Source organism: Frigoribacterium sp. AC512, from assembly GCF_979258295.1.
The window spans coordinates 2,007,920-2,026,434 of the sequence record NZ_OZ409850.1 but is presented as its reverse complement, the minus strand read 5'-3'; the positions used below and the strand labels follow the sequence as shown (position 1 = coordinate 2,026,434).

Genomic DNA, 18,515 nt, shown 5'->3' with positions numbered 1-18,515 from the left:
CGCCCCTGACCGCCGAGGTGCCCACGCGACACCGACAAACCACCGTGGGACATCACGCCGCTTCGTCGCTCCCAAGTAGCGACCTGTGCCCCGACGCGACGAGCGAAGCGAAGTTGCCCCCCGCCCGCTCACCGATGCACCTACCCGGCCACCAACGACGTCTTCGACGCGGAACGCGTCGGAGACTGAAAGGCACCGAAAACCCCAAAAAGCCCTGCCGAGTAGGGCAGGGCTTTTTCATTGGGGTGAGTAACGGGGCTTGAACCCGCGGCCTCCTAGACCACAACCAGGCGCTCTACCAGCTGAGCTATACCCACCATGCGCGACTGCCGAAGCGATCGCAACGAGAAGACTCTACTACAGCCGGGGCGCCCATTCGTCCACGACGGCCTTCGAGATCGCCTGGACGTCGTCGGTGGTGGGGCCGGGGTCGGCGACGAAACCGGCACGGCGGTAATACTCGAGCTCGCGGATGGACTCGAGGATGTCGGCGAGGGCACGGTGGCCGCCGTGCTTCTGGGGTGCGTTGAAGTAGACGCGGGGGAACCAGCGGCGGGCGAGTTCTTTGATGGAGGAGACGTCGACGCTGCGGTAGTGCAGGTGACCGTCGACGCGGGGCATGTACTTGGCGAGGAACGCACGGTCGGTGCCGATGGTGTTGCCGGCGAGGGGCGCGTGCTGCTCGGTCGGGACGTACTTCAGGATGTACTCGAGCACCTCGTACTCGGCCTCGGCGAGGCTGGCGCCGTTCGGGATCTCGTCGATCAGCCCGGAGGTCGTGTGCATCTCGGTGACGAAGTCGCCCATGTTGTCGAGGGCCGACTGGTCGGGCTTGATGACGATGGTGAAGCCGGGGTGCACGGGCACGAGGTCGAAGTCGGTGACGACGACGGCCACCTCGACGAGCTCGTCGACGGCGATGTCGAGACCCGTCATCTCGCAGTCGATCCACACCAGTCGGTCGTTCGTCGTAGCCATGCGGCCACTCTAGTCCGGGCCTCCGACACGGCCCGGCCCGCGCCTCCTCGTCCGGTGGGCGGGGGAGGCGCGGGCCGGGCCGGGCGCGCGGGTCGCGGCTACGAGACCTCGCCGGCGGAGATCGCCTCGGCCTCGACGCGGGTCGACTCGGGGCCGTCGTCGACGCGGCGCAGCGCGCGACGCCCCGCGAGGATGATCACGAGGCCGACGGCGACGCTCGCGGCGGCGAAGACGTAGGCGGCACTCGGCGCGATGCTGTCGGCGAGCAGCGTGGCCACCGGCGGGGCGATCGCTCCGCCGATGAACCGCACGGCCGAGTACGCGCTCGACGCGACCGAGCGGGGCAGGTCGGTGGCCTCCATGACGCTCTCGGTGAGGACGGTGTTCAGCACGCCGAGCACGAGGCCGCCGACGACGACGCAGGTGACGAGCGCCGCGGGAGTGCCGACGAAGAGGGCCGCCGCGAGCAGGTCGAGCGTGAGGAGGGGGAGGGCGATGCGCAGCACCGTCGTCCGCTTCATCCGGGCCGTCAGCAACGGGGCGACCCACACCGAGGTGATCGCGAGGCCGACGCCCCAGCCGAAGAAGGTGAGGCCGATGCCCATGGCGCCGAAGCCGAGCGGGTACGGGGTGTACGCCAGCAGCACGAAGAAGCCGATGTTGTAGAAGAACGCGGTCGCCGCGAGGGTCCCGAGGGCCGGCACGGCCAGCGCGCGGAACGGCGCGGACAGCTTCGTGGGCGTCGGCTTCTCGATCGCACCGCCCTTCAGGAACACCGCGATGGCGATGAACGCGATCGCCATCAGCGCGGTGACGCCGAAGAAGGGTCCGCGCCAGCTCACCGAGCCCAGCAGGCCGCCGATGAGGGGGCCGATCGCGATGCCGAGGCCGAGGGCGGCCTCGTACAGGATGATGGCGGAGGCGGTGCCCCCGGAGGCGGCGCCCACGATCGTCGCGAGCGCGGTCGAGATGAAGAGGGCGTTGCCGAGGCCCCAGCCGGCACGGAAGCCGATGACCTCCCACACGTCGCCGCTCGTGGCGGCGAGCACGGCGAAGACGACGATCAGGGCGAGGCCGATCATGAGCGTCTTCTTGGCGCCGAGGCGGCTCGAGACCCAGCTGGTGAAGAACATCGCGATGCCGGTGACGGCCAGGTAGCTGGTGAAGAGCAGCTCGGTCTGCGTCGGGGTCGCCTTCAGCGACTCGGCGATGGCAGGCAGGATCGGGTCGACGAGGCCGATGCCCATGAAGGCGACGACGCAGGCGAACGCGATCGCCCAGACGGCGGTGGGCTGCTCGAGGATGCTCGGCTTCGCCGTGCCGGGGCCGGTGCTCGCGGCCGTGCCGTGGTCCGCGGCGCTCACGCGGACACCGCCTCGGACGCGACGCGGGTGCTCAGCAGCTGGGCGGCGTGGTCGAGCACGCGCCACTCGTCGTCGTCGAGGTCGTCGAAGAGATGGCCGAGCGCGGTCGCGAGCTGGCCCTTCCACTCGGCCAGCGCCTCCGTGCCCTTGGGGGTGATGGCGATGAGCCAGGCGCGTGAGTCGTCGACGTCGGCGATGCGGCGGACGAGCTCGTCGTCGGCCAGGCCGTGGATGAGCTTGGTCATCGTGGGCTGGCTGACGCGGCTCGTCCGGGCGAGGTCGCCGACGCGCATCGAGCCGTCGGTCGTGAGGATCGAGAGCGTGCGCCAGACGGCGGGCGAGGTCGTGCGGCCGGTCTCCTGCGCGGCGATCCGCGTCAGGCGATGGGTCGACGTCAGGAGGTTCTCCAGGATGTCGGTCGGCTGTGAAGTCATCCGGCAAGTGTATAGCCAGTCTATATAGCTTGGCAATGTGAATGGGCCTCGCGACTGCCCCGACGGTCGGATCCCGGGGGAGGCGCCCCCAAGCTGGGCGAGGGATCGGTGCCCCCTGGTAGAACGGCTCCATGACAGACAGCAAGCCCACCGTGGCCGAGGGATCCGAGTACGTCGTCTTCTTCGAGGGCGGCCCGAGCGACGGCCGCACCGACACTCGCATCAGCACCAACGGCTCCTACGACGAGGAGATCGTCGACTACGTCCTCGTCGAGGGCATCGAGACCGGCTTCGTCTACACGGCTCGCGAGGCAAAGATGAACGCCGACCAGCTCCAGGTCCACTACGAGCTCGACGAGAAGGACAGCGACCCCGTCGACGACCTCGAGAACCGAGGCGACCGCACCGACCAGGCCGGCTCCGTCTGATCTCGGTCCGGCACGACACGAGGAGGCGCGAGGGAACATTCCCTCGCGCCTCCTCGTTGTCCCGGCCATGAAGCTCGAGCTGTACACGTCCGCGTTCTGTGCTCCCTGCCACGCGGCCCGCGCCGTCGTGGCTGAGGCACAGGCCCTCGTCCCTGCCCTCGTGGTCGACGAGGCGGACGTCGCCGCGCGTGCCGACCAGGCCGAGGCGCGGGGCATCACGAGCACGCCGACCATTGTCGTGCTGACCGACGACGGGACAGAAGTGTTCCGCGCGGCGGGTGCACCGCGTCTCGACCAGGTGCTGGGAGCGCTGGCCCTCGCCGTCTGACGGCGTCGCCGCCCGGGCGGACCGGGCCCACGCGCTATCGTGGGGGGCACGCCCTCGTAGCTCAGCGGATAGAGCAGGAGCCTTCTAATCTCTTGGTCGCAGGTTCGATTCCTGCCGAGGGCACCGTGACGTGATCCACGTGGTGCTTCTCATCTCGTGGTCGCAGGTTCGATTCCTGCCGAGGGCACCGTGACGTGATCCACGTGCCCCGGACCCCTACGCGTCGGGCGTCGTCCGGCGGCGTACGTCCTGGGCGCTGACCTGCTGGCCGTACGACGTCGTGTCCGGGTCGACGTCCGTGTCGTCGTCAGGCGACGACGTCACGACCGCCTCGGTGCGGGTCTCGGACGGGGCCTCGCGAGCCGGGGTCGGCTCGTCGGCGGGACGCGTCGCGGGAGAGACCGGTGCGCGCCACTGCTCGTAGCCCGGTGCACCCGTCTGTGCAGGCTGCGCGGGCTGCGTCGACGTGGTCGGTCGCGTCTCACGGGAGGCCGTGGCCGCCTGCTCCGCCTCCCAGGCCTTCTGACGCGCGTCGAGTCCCTTGTCGACGTCCGCCTCCTCGTAGCTCCACCGTTCGAGGTCGGCCCTGAAGAGCTTCTTCGCACGCCCGGGCTTGTTCTGCCACTCGATCAGTCGGTCGCGCAGCTCGTCGAGGGCGTGCCCCGAGTCGTAGCTGAAGCTCGCGGAGTTCCGCTTGAGCTCCGCGATCTCGTGCTCGGCCCAGCTGGCCGCGGTGCCTGCTCCGGAGACCGGCAGCAGGCGGAGCCGCACCTCGCTCTCCTGGGCGAGGTGGTCGGCGTAGGCGCGCTCCTCCGGCCCGAGCGAGCTCCAGATCGCCGCCTTGCGCGCAGCCGTGACGATGCCGGCGACCGCCGTGGCCTTCGCCTCGTCGTCGTGCATCGCGACCACGCGGCGCATGGCCGCACGGCCGATGAGGGCGGCGATCACGCCCGCCAGGACGATGGCCACGAAGGGCACCACGGCCCCCGAGACGATGCGCCACCCGGCGTCCGACGACGCCCACTCCACGAAGCTGTTCCACCACTGCATGCGGCGAACTCTACAGCTGAGGTCGAAGGTCGAGCGGGCACCTGCCAGGTGTGCCGTGGCCGTCCGCCGGGCTCAGGCGAAGCGGAAGCAGTCCGTGGCGTCGGACCGGCTCCAGAACTCGCCGATCTCGACGAACCGACGCTCGCGGGCGACGAAGCGCTTGGCGCGCCAACGGTCGCCGAGCGGGTCGTCGAGCCGCTCCACGTAGCCGAGCACCTCGCCGCCGGCCCGGGTGACCCGAGCGAGGTCGTCGCGGACCTGCACGAGGCGGAGGCCGCCGCGGGTCTCGGTGAGGGCCTCGCGCGTCGCCGCCGCGGCGGGTGTCGTCGTGGCGGCGCGGGTGTCGCCCGGGGTGAGGATCGTGGTGCTCGTGAGGGTCACGTCGTGCTCCTGAGGGTCATCCGGCCGATGCTGTCGAGGACGAGCACAACGGTACGGACGACCACCGACATCGACGACGGAGCCCGCTCCCTCGAGGGGAGCGGGCTCCGTGAGGTCGCGGCCCCCGAGGGGACCGCGTCTCAGCGGTCGGTGCCGTCCACCGCGAACGGCTCGATCGCGGCTATCTCGTCGTCGCTCAGCGCCGCGCCGTGCAGGGCGTCGAGGCTGTCGTCGAGCTGCGCGACCGACGACGCGCCGATGAGCGCGCTCGTCACGGCGGGCTGCCGCAGCACCCAGGTCAGGGCGAGCTGGGCGAGCGACTGGCCGCGCGCCTCCGCGATCTCGTTCAGGCCCCGCACGCGCTCGAGGTAGGTCTCGTCGAGGGCGTCCTCGGTGAACCAGCGGCCCTCGGCGGCACGCGACCCTGCCGGGGCCTTGCCCGAGAGGTACCGGTTCGTCAGCAGGCCGCCGGCGAGCGGCGAGAAGACGATCGAGCCGACGCCGTTCTCGAGCAAGGTGTCGAAGAGCCCCTTCTCGGGCGCCCGGTCGAACATGTTGTAGCGCGGCTGGTGGATGAGCAGCGGCACGCCCTCGTCGGCGAGGGCGTCGATCGCCGCCTGCGTCTGCTCGGGGTCGTAGTTCGAGATGCCGGCGTAGAGGGCCTTGCCCTGGTGCACGGCCGTCGCGAGGGCGCCCATCGTCTCCTCGATCGGGGTCTCGGGGTCGGGCCGGTGCGAGTAGAAGACGTCGACGTAGTCGAGGCCGGTGCGCTCGAGGCTGGCCTCGAGCGAGTTCAGCAAGTACTTGCGCGAGCCGCCGTCGCCGTACGGGCCCGGGCGCATGTCGTAGCCGGCCTTCGTGGAGATCACGAGCTCGTCGCGGTAGGGCACGAGGTTCGCCGCGTGGACGCGGCCGAACTGCTCCTCCGCCGAGCCGTAGGGCGGCCCGTAGTTGTTCGCGAGGTCGAAGTGGGTGACGCCGCGGTCGAAGGCGCGCAGCACGATGTCGCGCTGCGTCTCGAAGGCGCGGTCGGTGCCGAAGTTGTTCCAGAGGCCGAGGGAGATGCGGGGCAGCTTGAGGCCGCTGCGCCCGGTGCGGACGTAGTCCAGCTTCGAGTACCGCTCGTCGTCGGCGACGTAGGGAGTGAAGGGTGATCTCATGTCGTCAGCCTAGGGCGGGAGTACCCTCGCCGACATGACCACGTTCGTGCTCGCCGGCGGCTGCTTCTGGTGCCTCGACGCGGTGTTCCGCACCCTCGACGGGGTCTCGGCGGTCGTCTCCGGCTACACGGGCGGCCGGACGGCGCACCCCTCGTACGGCGACGTCTGCACGGGGACGACCGGGCACGCCGAGGCGGTCTCGGTCACGTTCGACCCCGCGGTGCTCCCGGCCGACGTCGTGCTCGACGTGTTCTTCACCCTGCACGACCCGCGGCAGCTCGACCGACAGGGTGCCGACGTCGGCACGCAGTACCGCTCGGCGATGTTCGCGGCCGACGACGAGCAGGTCGAGCTGTTCGAGGCGGCCCGCGACCGTGCCGCCGAGACGTGGGGCGGAGGCGTCGTCACGACCGTCGAGCGACTCGGCCCCTGGACCGAGGCCGAGCCCGAGCACCAGGACTTCTTCGAGAAGAACCCGGGCCAGGGCTACTGCACCGCGGTCGCCCTGCCCAAGGTGACGAAGGTCCGCAAGAGCTTCGCGAGGTGGGTGCTCGCGACCTGAGCGCGCGCCGCGCAGCTGCGCGGCGCGCTCGATGATCCACTGCAGAGAGGACGGTGCTCGACGATGAGCGACCAGACCAGCACGACCAGTACTGCCAGCACGACCAGCACGACCGATGCCGCGGAGTCCGCCGGCCAGACCTGGGTCGCCGTCGGACCGGCGGGGACGGTCGGGTCGATCGGACGCACGGGCGACGGGTTCGTCGTCCGTCTCGTCGGCCGGCCCGAGCAGAGCGGCGAGTACCCGACCCTGGCCGTGGCCAAGAGCGCGCTCTTCGCAGCCCTCGGCCCCGGTGCCGAGTACCCGGAGTTCCACGAGCACTGAGCTCCGCGGGGCGACACCCCTCGTCCCTCCCCGTCGCGACGGGCCGGGCACCCCCTCCACAAGGAGGCGCGGTGCCCGCCCGCGCACCGGCTCTGTCCCGTGAGACTCCCCGCATGACAGACACCATCACCCTCACCGGGATCATCGCCACCGACCCTCGCGTCGTCACCACCGAGGCCGGCCTCGACATCGCCAGCTTCCGGCTCGCCTCGACCCACCGGCGCTTCGACCGCGTCAAGGACGAGTGGGTCGACGGCGACACGAACTGGTACACCGTCACCGCGTTCCGGGCGCTCGGGGCCAATGCGGGCCAGAGCCTCCACAAGGGCGAGCGGGTCGTCGTCCTCGGCCGTCTCCGTGTCCGTGCGTGGGAGGCCGGCGACAAGTCGGGCACGACCGTCGAGGTCGACGCGGACTCGATCGGCCACGACCTCCGCTGGGGCCGCTCGGCGTTCGTCCGCTCGACGTCCGCTGCGGCCGCCCCCACGGGCGAGCCCGAGGCGACCGCAGGAGGCGCGGCGGGCGACGCCGCGACGGCTCCTGCTGTCGAGCCGTCCGCCTCCCCGTCCGGTGGATGGGCCACGGGCGGCGGCCCTGCCCTCGACGAGCAGGCTCCCTCGACGTCCGGCACCGCCGAGGAACCCGCCCGTCGCGAACCCGCCGACGCGGTCGACCGGGTGGGCGTGCCGCCCTTCTGACCCGCCGGGGGCGTCGGCATCCGACCCCGGCCCGCGTCGTAGGATCGTCACGGCCCTGACCGGGCCCGCCGAGGAAGGCCCCCCGTGACCCGTCTCCCACTCGTCGCCCTGCGCGCGGGCGCCGTCGTGTTCGTCGCCCTCGCGCTCGCCGGCTGCACGTCGGGCGAGACCGCCCCGAGCCCCGTGCCGACCACGGACGGCGCGACGCCTGCGCCCGACCCGACGCTGACGGCCGACTCGACGACCGAGCAGGCGAAGGCGTTCTTCGACATGACGGTGTCGCGCCATCTCGACAGCGGCGGAGCGGGCGACGGTCGCACGATCGTCGACACGCTGACGGCGGCGGGCTTCGACAAGGCGGCCATGCAGGTCACTCCGGACTCGACGTCGATCGGGCGCGCGGCCGACACCGTGCAGTTCTCGGTGCTCTGGGGCAGCGACTGCCTCGTGGGCCAGACCGGGGCGACCGGGTTCGCCAGCGAGGTCGCACCTGTCCTCGGCACGGGGTCCTGCCTGGTCGGCACCACCCGCACGATCGACTGGTGACGGCGCCCCACCGATAGACTGGTGGGCATGGCCGAATACATCTACTCCATGGTCCGTGCCCGCAAGGCGGTCGGCGACAAGCTGATCCTCGACGACGTGACCATGTCGTTCATCCCCGGCGCCAAGATCGGCGTCGTCGGCCCCAACGGTGCCGGCAAGTCCACGATCCTCAAGATCATGGCCGGGCTCGACACCCCCAGCAACGGCGAGGCCAAGCTCTCGCCCGGCTACACCGTCGGCATCCTCATGCAAGAACCGGAGCTCGACGAGACCAAGAGCGTCCTCGAGAACGTGCAGGAGGGCGTCGGCCCGATCAAGCAGAAGCTCGACCGCTTCAACGAGGTGTCGGCCGCGATGGCCGAGCCCGACGCCGACTTCGACGCGCTGCTCGCCGAGATGGGCACCCTGCAGGAGGAGATCGACGCGGCCGACGCGTGGGATCTCGACTCCCAGCTCGAGCAGGCCATGTCGGCCCTGCGGACGCCTCCGGGCGACGCCGAGGTCGCGAACCTCTCGGGCGGCGAGAAGCGCCGCGTCGCGCTCTGCAAGCTGCTGCTCCAGAAGCCCGACCTGCTGCTCCTCGACGAGCCCACCAACCACCTCGACGCCGAGAGCGTGCTCTGGCTCGAGCAGCACCTCAGCAAGTACCCCGGCGCCGTCCTCGCCGTGACGCACGACCGGTACTTCCTCGACCACGTCGCCGAGTGGATCGCCGAGGTCGACCGTGGTCGCCTCTACCCCTACGAGGGCAACTACTCGACCTACCTCGAGAAGAAGGGCGAGCGCCTCCAGGTGCAGGGCAAGAAGGACGCGAAGCTCGCCAAGCGCCTCTCGTCCGAGCTCGAGTGGGTGCGCAGCAACGCCAAGGGCCGCCAGGCCAAGTCGAAGGCACGTCTCGCCCGCTACGAGGAGATGGCGACCGAGGCCGAGCGCACGAGGGTCCTCGACTTCGAGGAGATCGTGATCCCCGTCGGGCCGCGTCTCGGCTCGCAGGTCATCGACGCGAAGAAGCTGCGCAAGCAGTTCGGCGAGCGGGTGCTGATCGACGACCTCACCTTCACGCTGCCCCGCAACGGCATCGTCGGGGTCATCGGCCCGAACGGCGTCGGCAAGACCACGCTCTTCAAGACGATCGTCGGCCTCGAGCCCCTCGACGGCGGCGACCTGCGGGTCGGCGAGACCGTCGACATCTCGTACGTCGACCAGAGCCGCGGCGGCATCGACGCGAACAAGAACCTGTGGGAGGTCGTGTCCGAGGGCCACGACTACATCACGGTCGGCAAGACGGAGATCCCCTCGCGGGCCTACGTCTCGCAGTTCGGCTTCAAGGGCCCGGACCAGCAGAAGAAGGCCGGGGTGCTCTCCGGCGGTGAGCGCAACCGCCTCAACCTGGCCCTGACCCTCAAGCAGGGCGGCAACCTCCTCCTGCTCGACGAGCCCACCAACGACCTCGACGTCGAGACCCTGGGCAGCCTCGAGAACGCGCTGCTCGAGTTCCCCGGCTGCGCCGTGGTCATCACCCACGACCGGTGGTTCCTCGACCGGATCGCGACGCACATCCTCTCGTGGGAGGGGCTGAACGACGACGGCACCCCCAACTGGTACTGGTTCGAGGGCAACTTCGAGTCCTACGAGGAGAACAAGATCGAGCGTCTCGGCGCCGACGCGGCGAAGCCCAGCTCCGCCACGTACCGCAAGCTGACGCGCGACTGAGATGACCCGCCTGCACGTGCCGACCCGGGTCCGCTGGAGCGACCTGGACGCGTACCGGCACGTGAACAACGCGTCGATGCTGCGCCTCCTCGAGGAGGCGCGCATCGACGCGTTCTGGGTGTCGGACGGCACGGTCGGCGAGACGTCGGGCGCGGCCGTGCTCGACGGCCGGCCGGACGCCGCCACGATGACCCTCATCGCGCGACAGGAGCTCGAGTACCTGGTGCCGGTGCCGTACCTCCGCGCGCCCCTCGACGTGCAGATCTGGATCGGCCGTCTCGGGGGCGCCAGCCTCGAGGTCTGCTACGAGGTGTGGTCGCCCGCGGCGGTCGAGCCCGCCGTGCTCTACACGAAGGCGTCGACCTCGATCGTCCTCGTCGACACGGCGTCGGGGACGCCGCGACGCATCACCGACGACGAGCGCGCCGCCTGGACGCCGTTCGTCGAGGACCCGCTGACGTTCCGACGCCGCTGATCCGCGCCGTGGGCCGCTGATCGCGGGCGTCGACTGCGCTCGGCCGCGCTCGGCCGGGTCAGGCGCGGGGCACCCGCACCATCCCCTCCTGGGCGACGCTCGCGACGAGCGTGCCGGAACGGTCGTAGATGCGCCCGAGGGAGAGCCCGCGGCCGCCTACGGCAGTGGGGGACTCCTGCACGTAGAGCAGCCACTCGTCGACGCGGGCCGGGCGGTGCCACCACATGGCGTGGTCCAGGCTCGCGACCTTGAGCCCGGGCGTCACGAGCGGCACGCCGTGGCGCCGGTAGATCGGCTCGAGCAGCGTGTAGTCGCTGGCGTACAGCAAGGAGGCGCGGTGCAGGTCGGGATCGTCGGGCAGCGTCCCCGTCGCGCGCAGCCACACCGCCTGGTGCTCGACCCGCGCGCCCTCGACGCTGAAGTAGACCGGCGACGGCACGTGGCGCATGTCGAAGGCCCGGTCCGCCGCCCAGGCCTGGGCGATCGGGTGGTCGACGGCGCCGAGCAGCTCGGCATCGCTCGGCACGTCCTCCGGCTCGGGCAGGCCGTCGGGCATGGCGACCTGGTGCTCGAGGCCGTCGTCCGGCGTCTGGAAGGACGCGATCATGGAGAAGATCGGCAGTCCGTCCTGGGACGCCTGCGTCCGGCGGGTGGCGAACGACCGGCCGTCGTGGATGCGGTCGACCGTGAACGTGATGGGGATCGTGAGGTCGCCCGGCCGGAGGAAGTACCCGTGCAGCGAGTGGACGGGTCGGTCGCCGACGATGGTCCGCTGGGCGGCGACGAGCGCCTGCGCCATGACCTGCCCGCCGAAGACCCGGCCGAGCGGCTCGGGCTGCGACGTGCCGGTGAAGACGTCCTGCCCGCCGACGATGCCGGCCGGGGCGAGGTCGAGGGTGGCGAGCAGGTTCTGCAGGGGATCGGCGCTCATCCGATGTAGTTTAGGGGGCCGATGAGCCGTACATTCGCCCTCCCCGATTCCCTGTCCCTCAGCGACCTCGCGACCTTCCTGGGTCGCGCCGGCCGAGTCGAGGACGGCTCCGTGCGCCTCGTCGCCGGCTCCGGCGTCCTCGCGGTGTACGCCGCCGTCTTCTACCCGCTGGGGCTCCTCGACTCGAGCCCGACGGTCCTGGGCCTCCGCACCTTCCAGCTCGACGACGCCCCCGAGTTCGACGCGGTGGTCCCCGTCCGCTCCCTCAAGGAGCGACTCGTCCGGCTGCAGAACGACGTCGTCGACCCGACGGCGCCCGTGACGGTCACCCTGCCGATCGAGGTCGCGACGGTCACCTGGGCGGCGATCTCGCCGCCCCGCGGCGGCTGGGTCCCGAAGGGCGCCGCCGACGCCCCCGCGCTCGACGCCGCGGCGACGGCGGGCATCGACGAGATCGCCTCCGCCCTGCCCGAGAACGCGGGCGAGCAGATCGTCCACCGCGTGCGGTCCGAGGTGTGGTCGCGCCCGGTCGACGGCGTCGAGGCCGTCCCGGCCGGGGCCGCGTTCGCGGCGCTCAGCCTCGGGTTCCTCGGCGACGGCGAGGCGGTCTCGCTCTACGAGACGGGTGCCTGGACCCGGCTGACGACCAGCCGCGGGCACGTCCTGGTCAAGCGCCGGGGGCGTTGACCATGGCGTGGGCCGCCCGGTCGAGGTAGGCCCACAGCGTCGCGTCGTGGAGGGGCGAGAGCTCGAGCTCGTCGACCGCGGTGCGCATGTGGTGCAGCCACCGGTCGCGCGCCTCCGGCGTGACCGTGAACGGCATGTGCCGCATCCGCAGCCGCGGGTGGCCGCGCTCGTCGCTGTACGTGGTCGGGCCGCCCCAGTACTGCTCGAGGAACCCGGCGAGGCGCTGGATCGCGCCCTCGAGGTCGTGCTCCGGGTACATCGGCCAGAGCACGTCGTCGGTCTGCACGCCCTCGTAGAAGCGACGGACGAGCCGCTCGAAGGTCGGCCGCCCGCCGATCTGCTGCCAGAAGTTGCCCTGGGCGTCGTCGCGCCCCGCGCCGCTGCGAAGGGTGATCGGCTGGGAGGCGCCCGCAGGAGGCGGGCCGAGGGGGAGGTCGGTCACGAGCGCTTGCCCTTCGTGGGGCGGACGTGCGGGGTGGGCACGGTCTGCGGCGGGCGGGCGCCCTGCACCGAGGAGGCGCCGTCGAAGCCCGTGAGGACGACGCTGCTGAGCGAGGGGAGCGTGATGCCCAGCTCGTCCGTCGCCTTCTTGAGGCGCGACCGGAGCTCGCGGTCGACGTTGTCGCGCTCGGACGAGCGGGTCTTGGACACGATGCGGATCACGACGTGTTCTTCGGCGATGGACTGCAGGCCCCAGACCTCGGGGGCGTCGATCATGCTGCGCCCCCACTTCGGCAGCGCGGCCATGTCGGTGGCCGCCTTGAGCATGGCCGCCTGGACCGTGTCGACGTCGGCCTCGTAGGGCACGGCGAGGTCGATGACGACCCGGGTCCAGCCCTGGGACATGTTGCCGACCCGGAGGATCTCGCCGTTCCGGACGAACCAGAGCACGCCGTTGACGTCGCGGATCTGCGTGACGCGGATGCCCACGGCCTCGACGACCCCGGTCGCCGGGCCGACGTCGACGACGTCGCCGACCCCCAACTGGTCTTCCGCGACCATGAAGATGCCGTTCAACAGGTCTTTCACGATGTTCTGCGCGCCGAACGCCAGGCCGGCGCCCACGACGCTGGCCGCGCCGACGATCGCGACGACGTCGAAGTGCAGCTCGCCGAGCACGAGGACGAGCGCGACGCCGGCGATCAGCACAGTGACGACGTTGTTCAGCACGCTGCCGAGCGTGCGCGTGCGCTGGACGACGCGGACCGCCTGCAGGGGGGAGGCGATCAGGGCCTGGGTGTCGTCGACGTTCTGCTTGCGCTTGATGCCGTTGACGACCTGGTCGACCACGCGGCGGATCATGAAGTGCAGCGCCACCCGCAGCAGCACCGCCACGACGACGATCGCGAGGATGCGGATGGGCACGCCCCACATCGCCCAGAAGGCGGCCCAGTCGAAGTCGACGGGAGCGGCAGGATCGGTCTGGGCGGCGGCGAGGAAGTCGGTCATCCCGTCAAGCTTCGCACGAGCCGCCGACGCCGCCCGGGAGCCACCTGGACGCGAGCACGGCGGGCCCTGTGAGCAGGGCCCGCCGTCCGACGGTGACGCAGGAGGCGCGCGCGGCCAGCGAGGCACGCGCGCGCCTCGCCGCTAGCGCGCGTCGACCGCCTGCACGCGCAGGGCGCGCTCGACGCCCGACAGGCTCTCGATCACGATGCGGCGGAGCGCCGGCACGTCCGGGTTCGCGTCGAGCCAGGCACGCGTCGCGTCGACCAGCTGCTGGTCGGCGAGCCCGGCCGGGTAGAGGCCCGAGACGAGCGTGTCGGCGATGTGGTAGCTGCGGGACTCCCAGATGCCCGTGAGCGACGAGAAGTAGCGGTCGACCACGGGCTGCAGCACGGCAGGGTCGTTCGTGTGCTGGAAGCCCTGGGCGGTCGCGCGCACGATGGCGTTCGGCTGCTCGGCGCTGTCGACGACCGACGCGAAGGCGGCGAGCTTGCCCTCGGCCGTGGGGATCGCCGCGCGGGCGCGTGCGGCGGCCTGGGCGCCGTTGGCGGTGTTGTCCGCCTCGAGCGCCGCGTCGATCTCGGCTTCGCCGGCAGCGCCGACGAGCACGAGGCCCTCGAGCAGCTCCCAGCGCAGGTCGGTGTCGATCTCGAGCCCGTCGAGCGCGAGCGAGCCGTCGTGCAGGGCACGGAGCGCGTCGGCGTGCGCCGGGGTCGACGCGGCGGCGGCGAAGAACTTGACGAACTGGAACTGCGCGTCCGACCCGGCCTCCGCCTCCTTCGCCAGCTCGAGGAGACGGTCGCCGACCTCGGCGAGCACCTCGGCGCGGCGTGCCGGCGAGACGTAGCTGCGCGCGGCCTGCACCAGCTGGGTGAGGGTCGTGCGGATCGTCGTCGACTCGGTCTCGCTCGCGATGTTCGACAGCACGAGGCGGACGTAGTCGGAGGGCGAGGTCTCGGCGTCGCGCGTGGCGTCCCAGACGGAGCCCCAGACCAGGGCGCGGGCCAGCGGGTCGGAGATCGCCGCGAGGTGCTCGATCGCGGTGGCGAGCGACTGCTCGTCGAGGCGGATCTTCGCGTAGGCGAGGTCGTCGTCGTTGGTGAGCACGAGGGCCCCGCGGCGCTGGCCGACGAGCTCGGGCACGTCGGTGCGGGTGCCGTCGACGTCGATCTCGACCCGGTGCGTCCGGACCAGGGCGTCGCCGTCGAAGTCGTAGAGGCCGACCGCGAGGCGGTGCGGACGGATCGTCGGGTAGTCGGCCGGCGCCTCCTGCAGGAGGGCGAACGAGGTGATGACGCCGTCGGCGTCCGTCTCGATCTCGGGACGCAGCGTGTTGACGCCCGCGGTCTCGAGCCACTTCTCGCTCCAGCTCGTGAGCTCGCGCCCCGAGGTGGCCTCGAGCTCGACGAGCAGGTCGCGGAGCTCGGTGTTCGAGTGGTGGTGCTTCTGGAAGTACGCGGCGACGCCGGCGTAGAAGGCGTCGATGCCGACCCAGGCGACGAGCTGCTTCAGCACCGACCCGCCCTTGGCGTAGGTGATGCCGTCGAAGTTGACCTGGACGTCCTCCAGGTCGTTGATCGTCGCGACGACGGGGTGCGTCGAGGGCAGCTGGTCCTGGCGGTAGGCCCAGCTCTTCTCCATCGCCTGGAACGTCGTCCAGGCCTCGGTCCACTCGGTGGCCTCGGCCGTCGAGATGGTCGACGCCCACTCGGCGAACGACTCGTTCAGCCAGAGGTCGTTCCACCACTTCATGGTGACGAGGTCGCCGAACCACATGTGGGCGAGCTCGTGCAGGATCGTGACGACCCGGCGCTCCTTGATCGCGTCGGTCACCTTGCTGCGGAACACGTAGGTCTCGACGAAGGTGACGGCGCCCGCGTTCTCCATCGCGCCGGCGTTGAACTCGGGCACGAAGAGCTGGTCGTACTTGTCGAACGGGTACGGGTAGCGGAACTTCTCCTCGTAGTAGGCGAAGCCCTGACGCGTCTTCTCGAAGATGTAGTCGGCGTCGAGGAACTCGGTGAGCGAGCGACGCGTGAAGATGCCGAGGGGGATCGTGCGGCCGTCCGAGCTCGTGAGCTCGCTGCGCACGACGTCGTAGGGGCCCGCGACGATCGCCGTGATGTAGCTCGAGAGCACCGGGGTGGGCGAGAACGTCCAGGTGGCGACCTCGCCGTCGACCGCCGGCTCGGGCGTCGGCTGGTTCGAGACGACCTGCCAGCGGGAGGGGGCGGTCACGGTGAACTGGAACGTCGCCTTGAGGTCGGGCTGCTCGAACACCGCGAAGACGCGGCGGCTGTCGGGCACCTCGAACTGCGAGTAGAGGTAGACCTCGTCGTCGACGGGGTCGACGAAGCGGTGCAGGCCCTCGCCGGTGTTCGTGTACTCGGCGTCGGCGACGACCTCGAGCACGTTCTCGCCGGCGAGGTCGTCGAGCTGGATGCGCACCCCGTCGTTCACGGCCGCCACGTCGAGGGCCGTGCCGTTGAGCGTGGCCGAGTGCACGGTGCGCGTGAGGGCGTCGATGAAGGTCGAGGCGCCGGGCGTCGCGGTGAAGCGGACCGTCGTCGAGCTGCCGAACACCTCGGCCCCACGGGTCAGGTCGAGCTCGATCTCGTACGACTGCACGTCGACGACGCTCTTGCGCTCCTGCGCCTCGAGTCGGGTCAGGTTCTCTCCGGGCACGCTTGCTCCATCCGTCTTGAGGTGTCGGTGCGGGACTCGTGGTCCCCGGACGAGCCTAGACCGGCCCTCCGACGGCGGGGTGTTCACTGGGGACATGACCGACACCGTCGCCCCCGCGCCCCACACCTCCGTCGACTTCTGGTTCGACCCCTCGTGCCCCTGGGCCTGGATGACCAGCCGCTGGGTCGACGAGGTCGCCCGTCACCGCGACCTCGACGTGACGTTCCACATCATGAGCCTGGCGGTGCTCAACGAGGGCAACGACGTCAGCGACGAGTACAGGGCGGCCTTCGCCCGGATGCTGCGCTACACGCGCCTCGTCACCGCCGCCGGCGAGCTGCACGGCCAGCAGATCGTGAAGCCCCTCTACGACGCCCTCGGCACGCGCATCCACCCGGGCGGCGAGACCGACGCCGACGTCGTCATCCCCGCCGCGCTCGCCGAGGTCGGCCTGCCCGCCGACTTCGCGGCCCACGCGGACTCGGACGAGTACGACGAGCAGATGCGGGCCAGCCACTTCGACGGCATCGGCCGCGTGGGCCAGGACGTCGGCACGCCCGTGATCGCCGTGAACGGCACCGCTTTCTTCGGTCCCGTCATCTCGCCGGCGCCGAAGGGCGAGATCGCCCTGACTCTGTGGGACGGCGTGGTCGCCGCCGCCTCGTACCCGGGCTTCTTCGAGATCAAGCGCACGCGCACGGTCGGCCCGATCTTCCACTGACGCAGGCCCGTGGCCGGCGCCGTCCTAGGATCGACAGCATGCGCATCCACGTGGCGACCGATCACGCCGGTCTCGACTTCAGCAAGACCGTCATCCGTCACCTCTCCGACGCCGGCCACGACGTCGCCGACCACGGCCCGACCAGCTACGAGCCGCTCGATGACTACCCGTCGTTCTGCATCGCGGCGGCCCGGGCCGTCGTCCGCGACCAGCGGGCTGGCCACGACTCCCTCGGCGTCGTCTTCGGCGGCTCGGGCAACGGCGAGCAGATCGCCGCGAACAAGGTCGAGGGCGTCCGTGCCGCCCTGGTCTGGAACGACTCGACCGCGAAGCTCGCCCGTCAGCACAACGACGCGAACGTGATCGCCATCGGCGCCCGTCAGCACACGGAGGCGGAGGCGCTGGCCTTCATCGACGCGTTCGTCGCCGAGCCGTTCAGCCACGACGAGCGCCACGTCCGCCGCATCGCCCAGGTGGGCGAGTACGAGACCACCGGGGCGATCGCCGGGCACCCGGTCGACTGACGACGTAACGTCGAGGGCGGCGGGACCGGCTGACGGTCCCGCCGCTCCGTCGTCCCCGTCGGATCGGCCCCGGCCGGTCGACCCAGCCAGTGAGGTGCCGCCGTGCCCGAGGGCCATTCCGTCCACCGCATCGCCAACCAGTTCGAGCAGACCTTCGTGGGGAGCCGGTGCGAGGTGAGCTCGCCCCAGGGGCGGTTCGCCGCCGGGGCCGAGAAGCTCGACGGCGCGACGATGGTCGACGCCAAGGCCGTCGGCAAGCAGATGTTCCTCGAGTTCGACAACGGCCTCTGGCTGCACGTGCACCTCGGCCTCTACGGCGCGTGGGACTTCGCGGGCGAGATCGCGACGGGCCACTCGATGGCCGAGTCGCGGACTCGTCGGACCCGCACCCGCAAGGCCGAGGCGGCCCCCGACGACGACGGCGAGGACTCGATGGCGAGCATCGGCGCGCCGCGTCGCAGCCGCGTCCGCATGGCCGAGCAGGAGAAGGCCGAGGACGACATCGAGTCGTTCCCGCCCGAGCCGGTCGGCCAGGTGCGCGTGCGCCTGCTCACCGACACGGCCGTCGGCGACCTGCGCGGCCCCACGAAGTGCGAGGTCCTCGACGCGGCCGGGGTCGACACGGCGATCGCCAAGCTCGGCCCCGACCCGCTCGTCGACTCGCCGAAGAAGGGGAGCGACCGCTTCGTCACGACGGTGCGGAAGAAGCGCACCCCGATCGGCCTGCTGCTGATGGACCAGAGCGTCGTGAGCGGCATCGGCAACATCTACCGCGCCGAGCTGCTCTTCCGGGCGCGGCTCGACCCGCACACCCCCGGCAACCAGGTGCCGGAGGACGTGCTGAAGGCGATCTACAAGGACTGGACCAAGCTGCTCCGGAGCGGCGTCGAGCTCGGCCAGATGATGACCATGGACGGGCTCACGAAGGCGCAGCACGCGAAGGCCCTGCGCAGCCGGGCCGACCGGCACTGGGCGTACCACCGCGAGGGCTTGCCCTGCCGGGTCTGCGGCACGAACATCGTCATGGAGATGGCCGCGGGTCGGAAGCTCTACTGGTGCCCGGTCGACCAGACTTGAGCA

At 71.2% G+C, this 18,515-nt stretch carries 22 protein-coding genes and 2 tRNA genes; 13 read left to right on the top strand and 11 right to left on the bottom strand.

All coding sequences use genetic code 11. The annotated features are described in order from the left end of the window. Positions 1-241: 241 nt before the first annotated feature. The 4 genes from ACZZ97_RS09210 to ACZZ97_RS09195 form a co-directional block, all read right to left on the bottom strand. A tRNA-His gene (locus ACZZ97_RS09210) sits at positions 242-317 on the bottom strand. Positions 318-357: 40 nt separating this feature from the next. After that, positions 358-978: an oligoribonuclease gene (orn, locus tag ACZZ97_RS09205; protein ID WP_123548205.1), complete on the bottom strand. Its 621-nt coding sequence runs from the start codon at positions 976-978 to the stop codon at positions 358-360. A 98-nt stretch (positions 979-1,076) separates the two neighbouring features. Next, positions 1,077-2,342 carry an MFS transporter gene (locus tag ACZZ97_RS09200; RefSeq protein WP_463472954.1) on the bottom strand — a complete coding sequence of 422 codons (1,266 nt, stop codon included), beginning with the start codon at positions 2,340-2,342 and terminating at the stop codon, positions 1,077-1,079. Further along, positions 2,339-2,776 carry a MarR family winged helix-turn-helix transcriptional regulator gene (locus ACZZ97_RS09195; RefSeq protein WP_192041219.1) on the bottom strand — a complete coding sequence of 146 codons (438 nt, stop codon included), beginning with the start codon at positions 2,774-2,776 and terminating at the stop codon, positions 2,339-2,341. Before ACZZ97_RS09195 ends, ACZZ97_RS09200 begins: the two co-directional genes overlap by 4 nt. Positions 2,777-2,907: 131 nt before the next feature. Between ACZZ97_RS09195 and ACZZ97_RS09190 the strand changes: the two genes are divergently transcribed. From ACZZ97_RS09190 to ACZZ97_RS09180, 3 genes are all read left to right on the top strand, one after another. Beyond that, the gene (locus ACZZ97_RS09190; RefSeq protein ID WP_123548208.1) at positions 2,908-3,204 is read left to right on the top strand and encodes an oligoribonuclease; all 297 of its coding nucleotides are present in this window, start codon (positions 2,908-2,910) and stop codon (positions 3,202-3,204) included. 67 nt (positions 3,205-3,271) lie between these two features. Continuing rightward, entirely contained in the window at positions 3,272-3,532 is a 261-nt protein-coding gene (locus ACZZ97_RS09185) for a thioredoxin family protein (RefSeq protein ID WP_314101144.1), read from the top strand. Positions 3,533-3,582: 50 nt separating this feature from the next. Next, positions 3,583-3,655, top strand: a tRNA-Arg gene (locus ACZZ97_RS09180). Between the two features lie 93 nt (positions 3,656-3,748). Here the strand turns inward: ACZZ97_RS09180 and ACZZ97_RS09175 are convergent. The 3 genes from ACZZ97_RS09175 to ACZZ97_RS09165 all read right to left on the bottom strand — a co-directional run bounded on the left by ACZZ97_RS09175 (position 3,749) and on the right by ACZZ97_RS09165 (position 6,123). Beyond that, entirely contained in the window at positions 3,749-4,582 is an 834-nt protein-coding gene (locus tag ACZZ97_RS09175) for a hypothetical protein (RefSeq protein WP_463472953.1), read from the bottom strand. 72 nt (positions 4,583-4,654) lie between these two features. Next, positions 4,655-4,963 (bottom strand): hypothetical protein, encoded by a 309-nt coding sequence (locus tag ACZZ97_RS09170; RefSeq protein WP_463472952.1) that lies wholly within the window; start codon positions 4,961-4,963, stop codon positions 4,655-4,657. A 140-nt stretch (positions 4,964-5,103) separates the two neighbouring features. Then, positions 5,104-6,123 (bottom strand): aldo/keto reductase, encoded by a 1,020-nt coding sequence (locus ACZZ97_RS09165; protein WP_463472951.1) that lies wholly within the window; start codon positions 6,121-6,123, stop codon positions 5,104-5,106. 34 nt (positions 6,124-6,157) lie between these two features. Here ACZZ97_RS09165 and msrA point away from each other — a divergent pair, with 34 nt between their 5' ends. The 6 genes from msrA (at position 6,158) to ACZZ97_RS09135 (ending at position 10,441) form a co-directional block, all read left to right on the top strand. Continuing rightward, complete coding sequence (gene msrA, locus ACZZ97_RS09160; protein ID WP_463472950.1) at positions 6,158-6,685, top strand: peptide-methionine (S)-S-oxide reductase MsrA; 528 nt, start codon at positions 6,158-6,160, stop codon at positions 6,683-6,685. A 63-nt stretch (positions 6,686-6,748) separates the two neighbouring features. After that, positions 6,749-7,009, top strand: a complete 261-nt coding sequence (locus ACZZ97_RS09155; protein WP_463472949.1) for a methyltransferase — start codon at positions 6,749-6,751, stop codon at positions 7,007-7,009. Between the two features lie 113 nt (positions 7,010-7,122). Further along, positions 7,123-7,707, top strand: coding sequence for a single-stranded DNA-binding protein (locus ACZZ97_RS09150; RefSeq protein WP_463472948.1), 585 nt, complete (start codon positions 7,123-7,125; stop codon positions 7,705-7,707). Positions 7,708-7,791: 84 nt separating this feature from the next. Further along, positions 7,792-8,253, top strand: a complete 462-nt coding sequence (locus ACZZ97_RS09145) for a DUF6993 domain-containing protein (RefSeq protein ID WP_463472947.1) — start codon at positions 7,792-7,794, stop codon at positions 8,251-8,253. Between the two features lie 27 nt (positions 8,254-8,280). Continuing rightward, on the top strand, positions 8,281-9,966 hold the full coding sequence (gene ettA / locus ACZZ97_RS09140) for an energy-dependent translational throttle protein EttA (RefSeq protein WP_123548364.1): 1,686 nt from the start codon (positions 8,281-8,283) through the stop codon (positions 9,964-9,966). 1 nt (position 9,967) lies between these two features. Beyond that, positions 9,968-10,441, top strand: a complete 474-nt coding sequence (locus ACZZ97_RS09135) for an acyl-CoA thioesterase (RefSeq protein ID WP_192041228.1) — start codon at positions 9,968-9,970, stop codon at positions 10,439-10,441. 58 nt (positions 10,442-10,499) lie between these two features. Here the strand turns inward: ACZZ97_RS09135 and ACZZ97_RS09130 are convergent, their stop codons facing one another. After that, a complete protein-coding gene (locus tag ACZZ97_RS09130; protein WP_133738596.1) occupies positions 10,500-11,372 on the bottom strand; it encodes an acyl-CoA thioesterase in 873 nt (290 codons plus the stop codon). Between the two features lie 21 nt (positions 11,373-11,393). On the opposite strand from ACZZ97_RS09130, the gene ACZZ97_RS09125 reads away from it, so the two are divergent. After that, positions 11,394-12,059, top strand: coding sequence for a hypothetical protein (locus ACZZ97_RS09125; protein ID WP_194613538.1), 666 nt, complete (start codon positions 11,394-11,396; stop codon positions 12,057-12,059). Here the strand turns inward: ACZZ97_RS09125 and ACZZ97_RS09120 are convergent. From ACZZ97_RS09120 to pepN, 3 genes are all read right to left on the bottom strand, one after another. Continuing rightward, complete coding sequence (locus ACZZ97_RS09120) at positions 12,040-12,453, bottom strand: globin (RefSeq protein ID WP_314101163.1); 414 nt, start codon at positions 12,451-12,453, stop codon at positions 12,040-12,042. The genes ACZZ97_RS09125 and ACZZ97_RS09120 overlap by 20 nt on opposite strands. Positions 12,454-12,497: 44 nt before the next feature. Continuing rightward, positions 12,498-13,508, bottom strand: a complete 1,011-nt coding sequence (locus ACZZ97_RS09115; protein ID WP_314101122.1) for a mechanosensitive ion channel family protein — start codon at positions 13,506-13,508, stop codon at positions 12,498-12,500. A 141-nt stretch (positions 13,509-13,649) separates the two neighbouring features. Further along, a complete protein-coding gene (pepN, locus tag ACZZ97_RS09110; protein ID WP_463472946.1) occupies positions 13,650-16,190 on the bottom strand; it encodes an aminopeptidase N in 2,541 nt (846 codons plus the stop codon). A gap of 94 nt (positions 16,191-16,284) precedes the next feature. Here pepN and ACZZ97_RS09105 point away from each other — a divergent pair, with 94 nt between their 5' ends. The 3 genes from ACZZ97_RS09105 to ACZZ97_RS09095 all read left to right on the top strand — a co-directional run bounded on the left by ACZZ97_RS09105 (position 16,285) and on the right by ACZZ97_RS09095 (position 18,512). Then, on the top strand, positions 16,285-16,911 hold the full coding sequence (locus ACZZ97_RS09105; protein ID WP_463472945.1) for a mycothiol-dependent nitroreductase Rv2466c family protein: 627 nt from the start codon (positions 16,285-16,287) through the stop codon (positions 16,909-16,911). A 38-nt stretch (positions 16,912-16,949) separates the two neighbouring features. Continuing rightward, complete coding sequence (locus ACZZ97_RS09100; protein ID WP_314101116.1) at positions 16,950-17,435, top strand: ribose-5-phosphate isomerase; 486 nt, start codon at positions 16,950-16,952, stop codon at positions 17,433-17,435. A gap of 102 nt (positions 17,436-17,537) precedes the next feature. Continuing rightward, entirely contained in the window at positions 17,538-18,512 is a 975-nt protein-coding gene (locus tag ACZZ97_RS09095; RefSeq protein WP_463472944.1) for an Fpg/Nei family DNA glycosylase, read from the top strand. Positions 18,513-18,515 lie beyond the last annotated feature (3 nt).

What these genes read in the sequence shown, in the direction of transcription:
- ACZZ97_RS09185 (WP_314101144.1), top strand. Translation starts at nt 3,272, where the DNA reads ATGAAGCTCGAGCTGTACACGTCCGCGTTCTGTGCTCCCTGCCACGCG.
- msrA (WP_463472950.1), top strand. Translation starts at nt 6,158, where the DNA reads ATGACCACGTTCGTGCTCGCCGGCGGCTGCTTCTGGTGCCTCGACGCG.
- ACZZ97_RS09115 (WP_314101122.1), bottom strand. Translation starts at nt 13,508, where the DNA reads ATGACCGACTTCCTCGCCGCCGCCCAGACCGATCCTGCCGCTCCCGTC.
- ACZZ97_RS09150 (WP_463472948.1), top strand. Translation starts at nt 7,123, where the DNA reads ATGACAGACACCATCACCCTCACCGGGATCATCGCCACCGACCCTCGC.
- ettA (WP_123548364.1), top strand. Translation starts at nt 8,281, where the DNA reads ATGGCCGAATACATCTACTCCATGGTCCGTGCCCGCAAGGCGGTCGGC.
- ACZZ97_RS09190 (WP_123548208.1), top strand. Translation starts at nt 2,908, where the DNA reads ATGACAGACAGCAAGCCCACCGTGGCCGAGGGATCCGAGTACGTCGTC.
- ACZZ97_RS09175 (WP_463472953.1), bottom strand. Translation starts at nt 4,582, where the DNA reads ATGCAGTGGTGGAACAGCTTCGTGGAGTGGGCGTCGTCGGACGCCGGG.
- ACZZ97_RS09130 (WP_133738596.1), bottom strand. Translation starts at nt 11,372, where the DNA reads ATGAGCGCCGATCCCCTGCAGAACCTGCTCGCCACCCTCGACCTCGCC.
- ACZZ97_RS09195 (WP_192041219.1), bottom strand. Translation starts at nt 2,776, where the DNA reads ATGACTTCACAGCCGACCGACATCCTGGAGAACCTCCTGACGTCGACC.
- ACZZ97_RS09135 (WP_192041228.1), top strand. Translation starts at nt 9,968, where the DNA reads ATGACCCGCCTGCACGTGCCGACCCGGGTCCGCTGGAGCGACCTGGAC.
- ACZZ97_RS09105 (WP_463472945.1), top strand. Translation starts at nt 16,285, where the DNA reads ATGACCGACACCGTCGCCCCCGCGCCCCACACCTCCGTCGACTTCTGG.
- orn (WP_123548205.1), bottom strand. Translation starts at nt 978, where the DNA reads ATGGCTACGACGAACGACCGACTGGTGTGGATCGACTGCGAGATGACG.
- ACZZ97_RS09125 (WP_194613538.1), top strand. Translation starts at nt 11,394, where the DNA reads ATGAGCCGTACATTCGCCCTCCCCGATTCCCTGTCCCTCAGCGACCTC.
- ACZZ97_RS09100 (WP_314101116.1), top strand. Translation starts at nt 16,950, where the DNA reads ATGCGCATCCACGTGGCGACCGATCACGCCGGTCTCGACTTCAGCAAG.
- ACZZ97_RS09155 (WP_463472949.1), top strand. Translation starts at nt 6,749, where the DNA reads ATGAGCGACCAGACCAGCACGACCAGTACTGCCAGCACGACCAGCACG.
- ACZZ97_RS09165 (WP_463472951.1), bottom strand. Translation starts at nt 6,123, where the DNA reads ATGAGATCACCCTTCACTCCCTACGTCGCCGACGACGAGCGGTACTCG.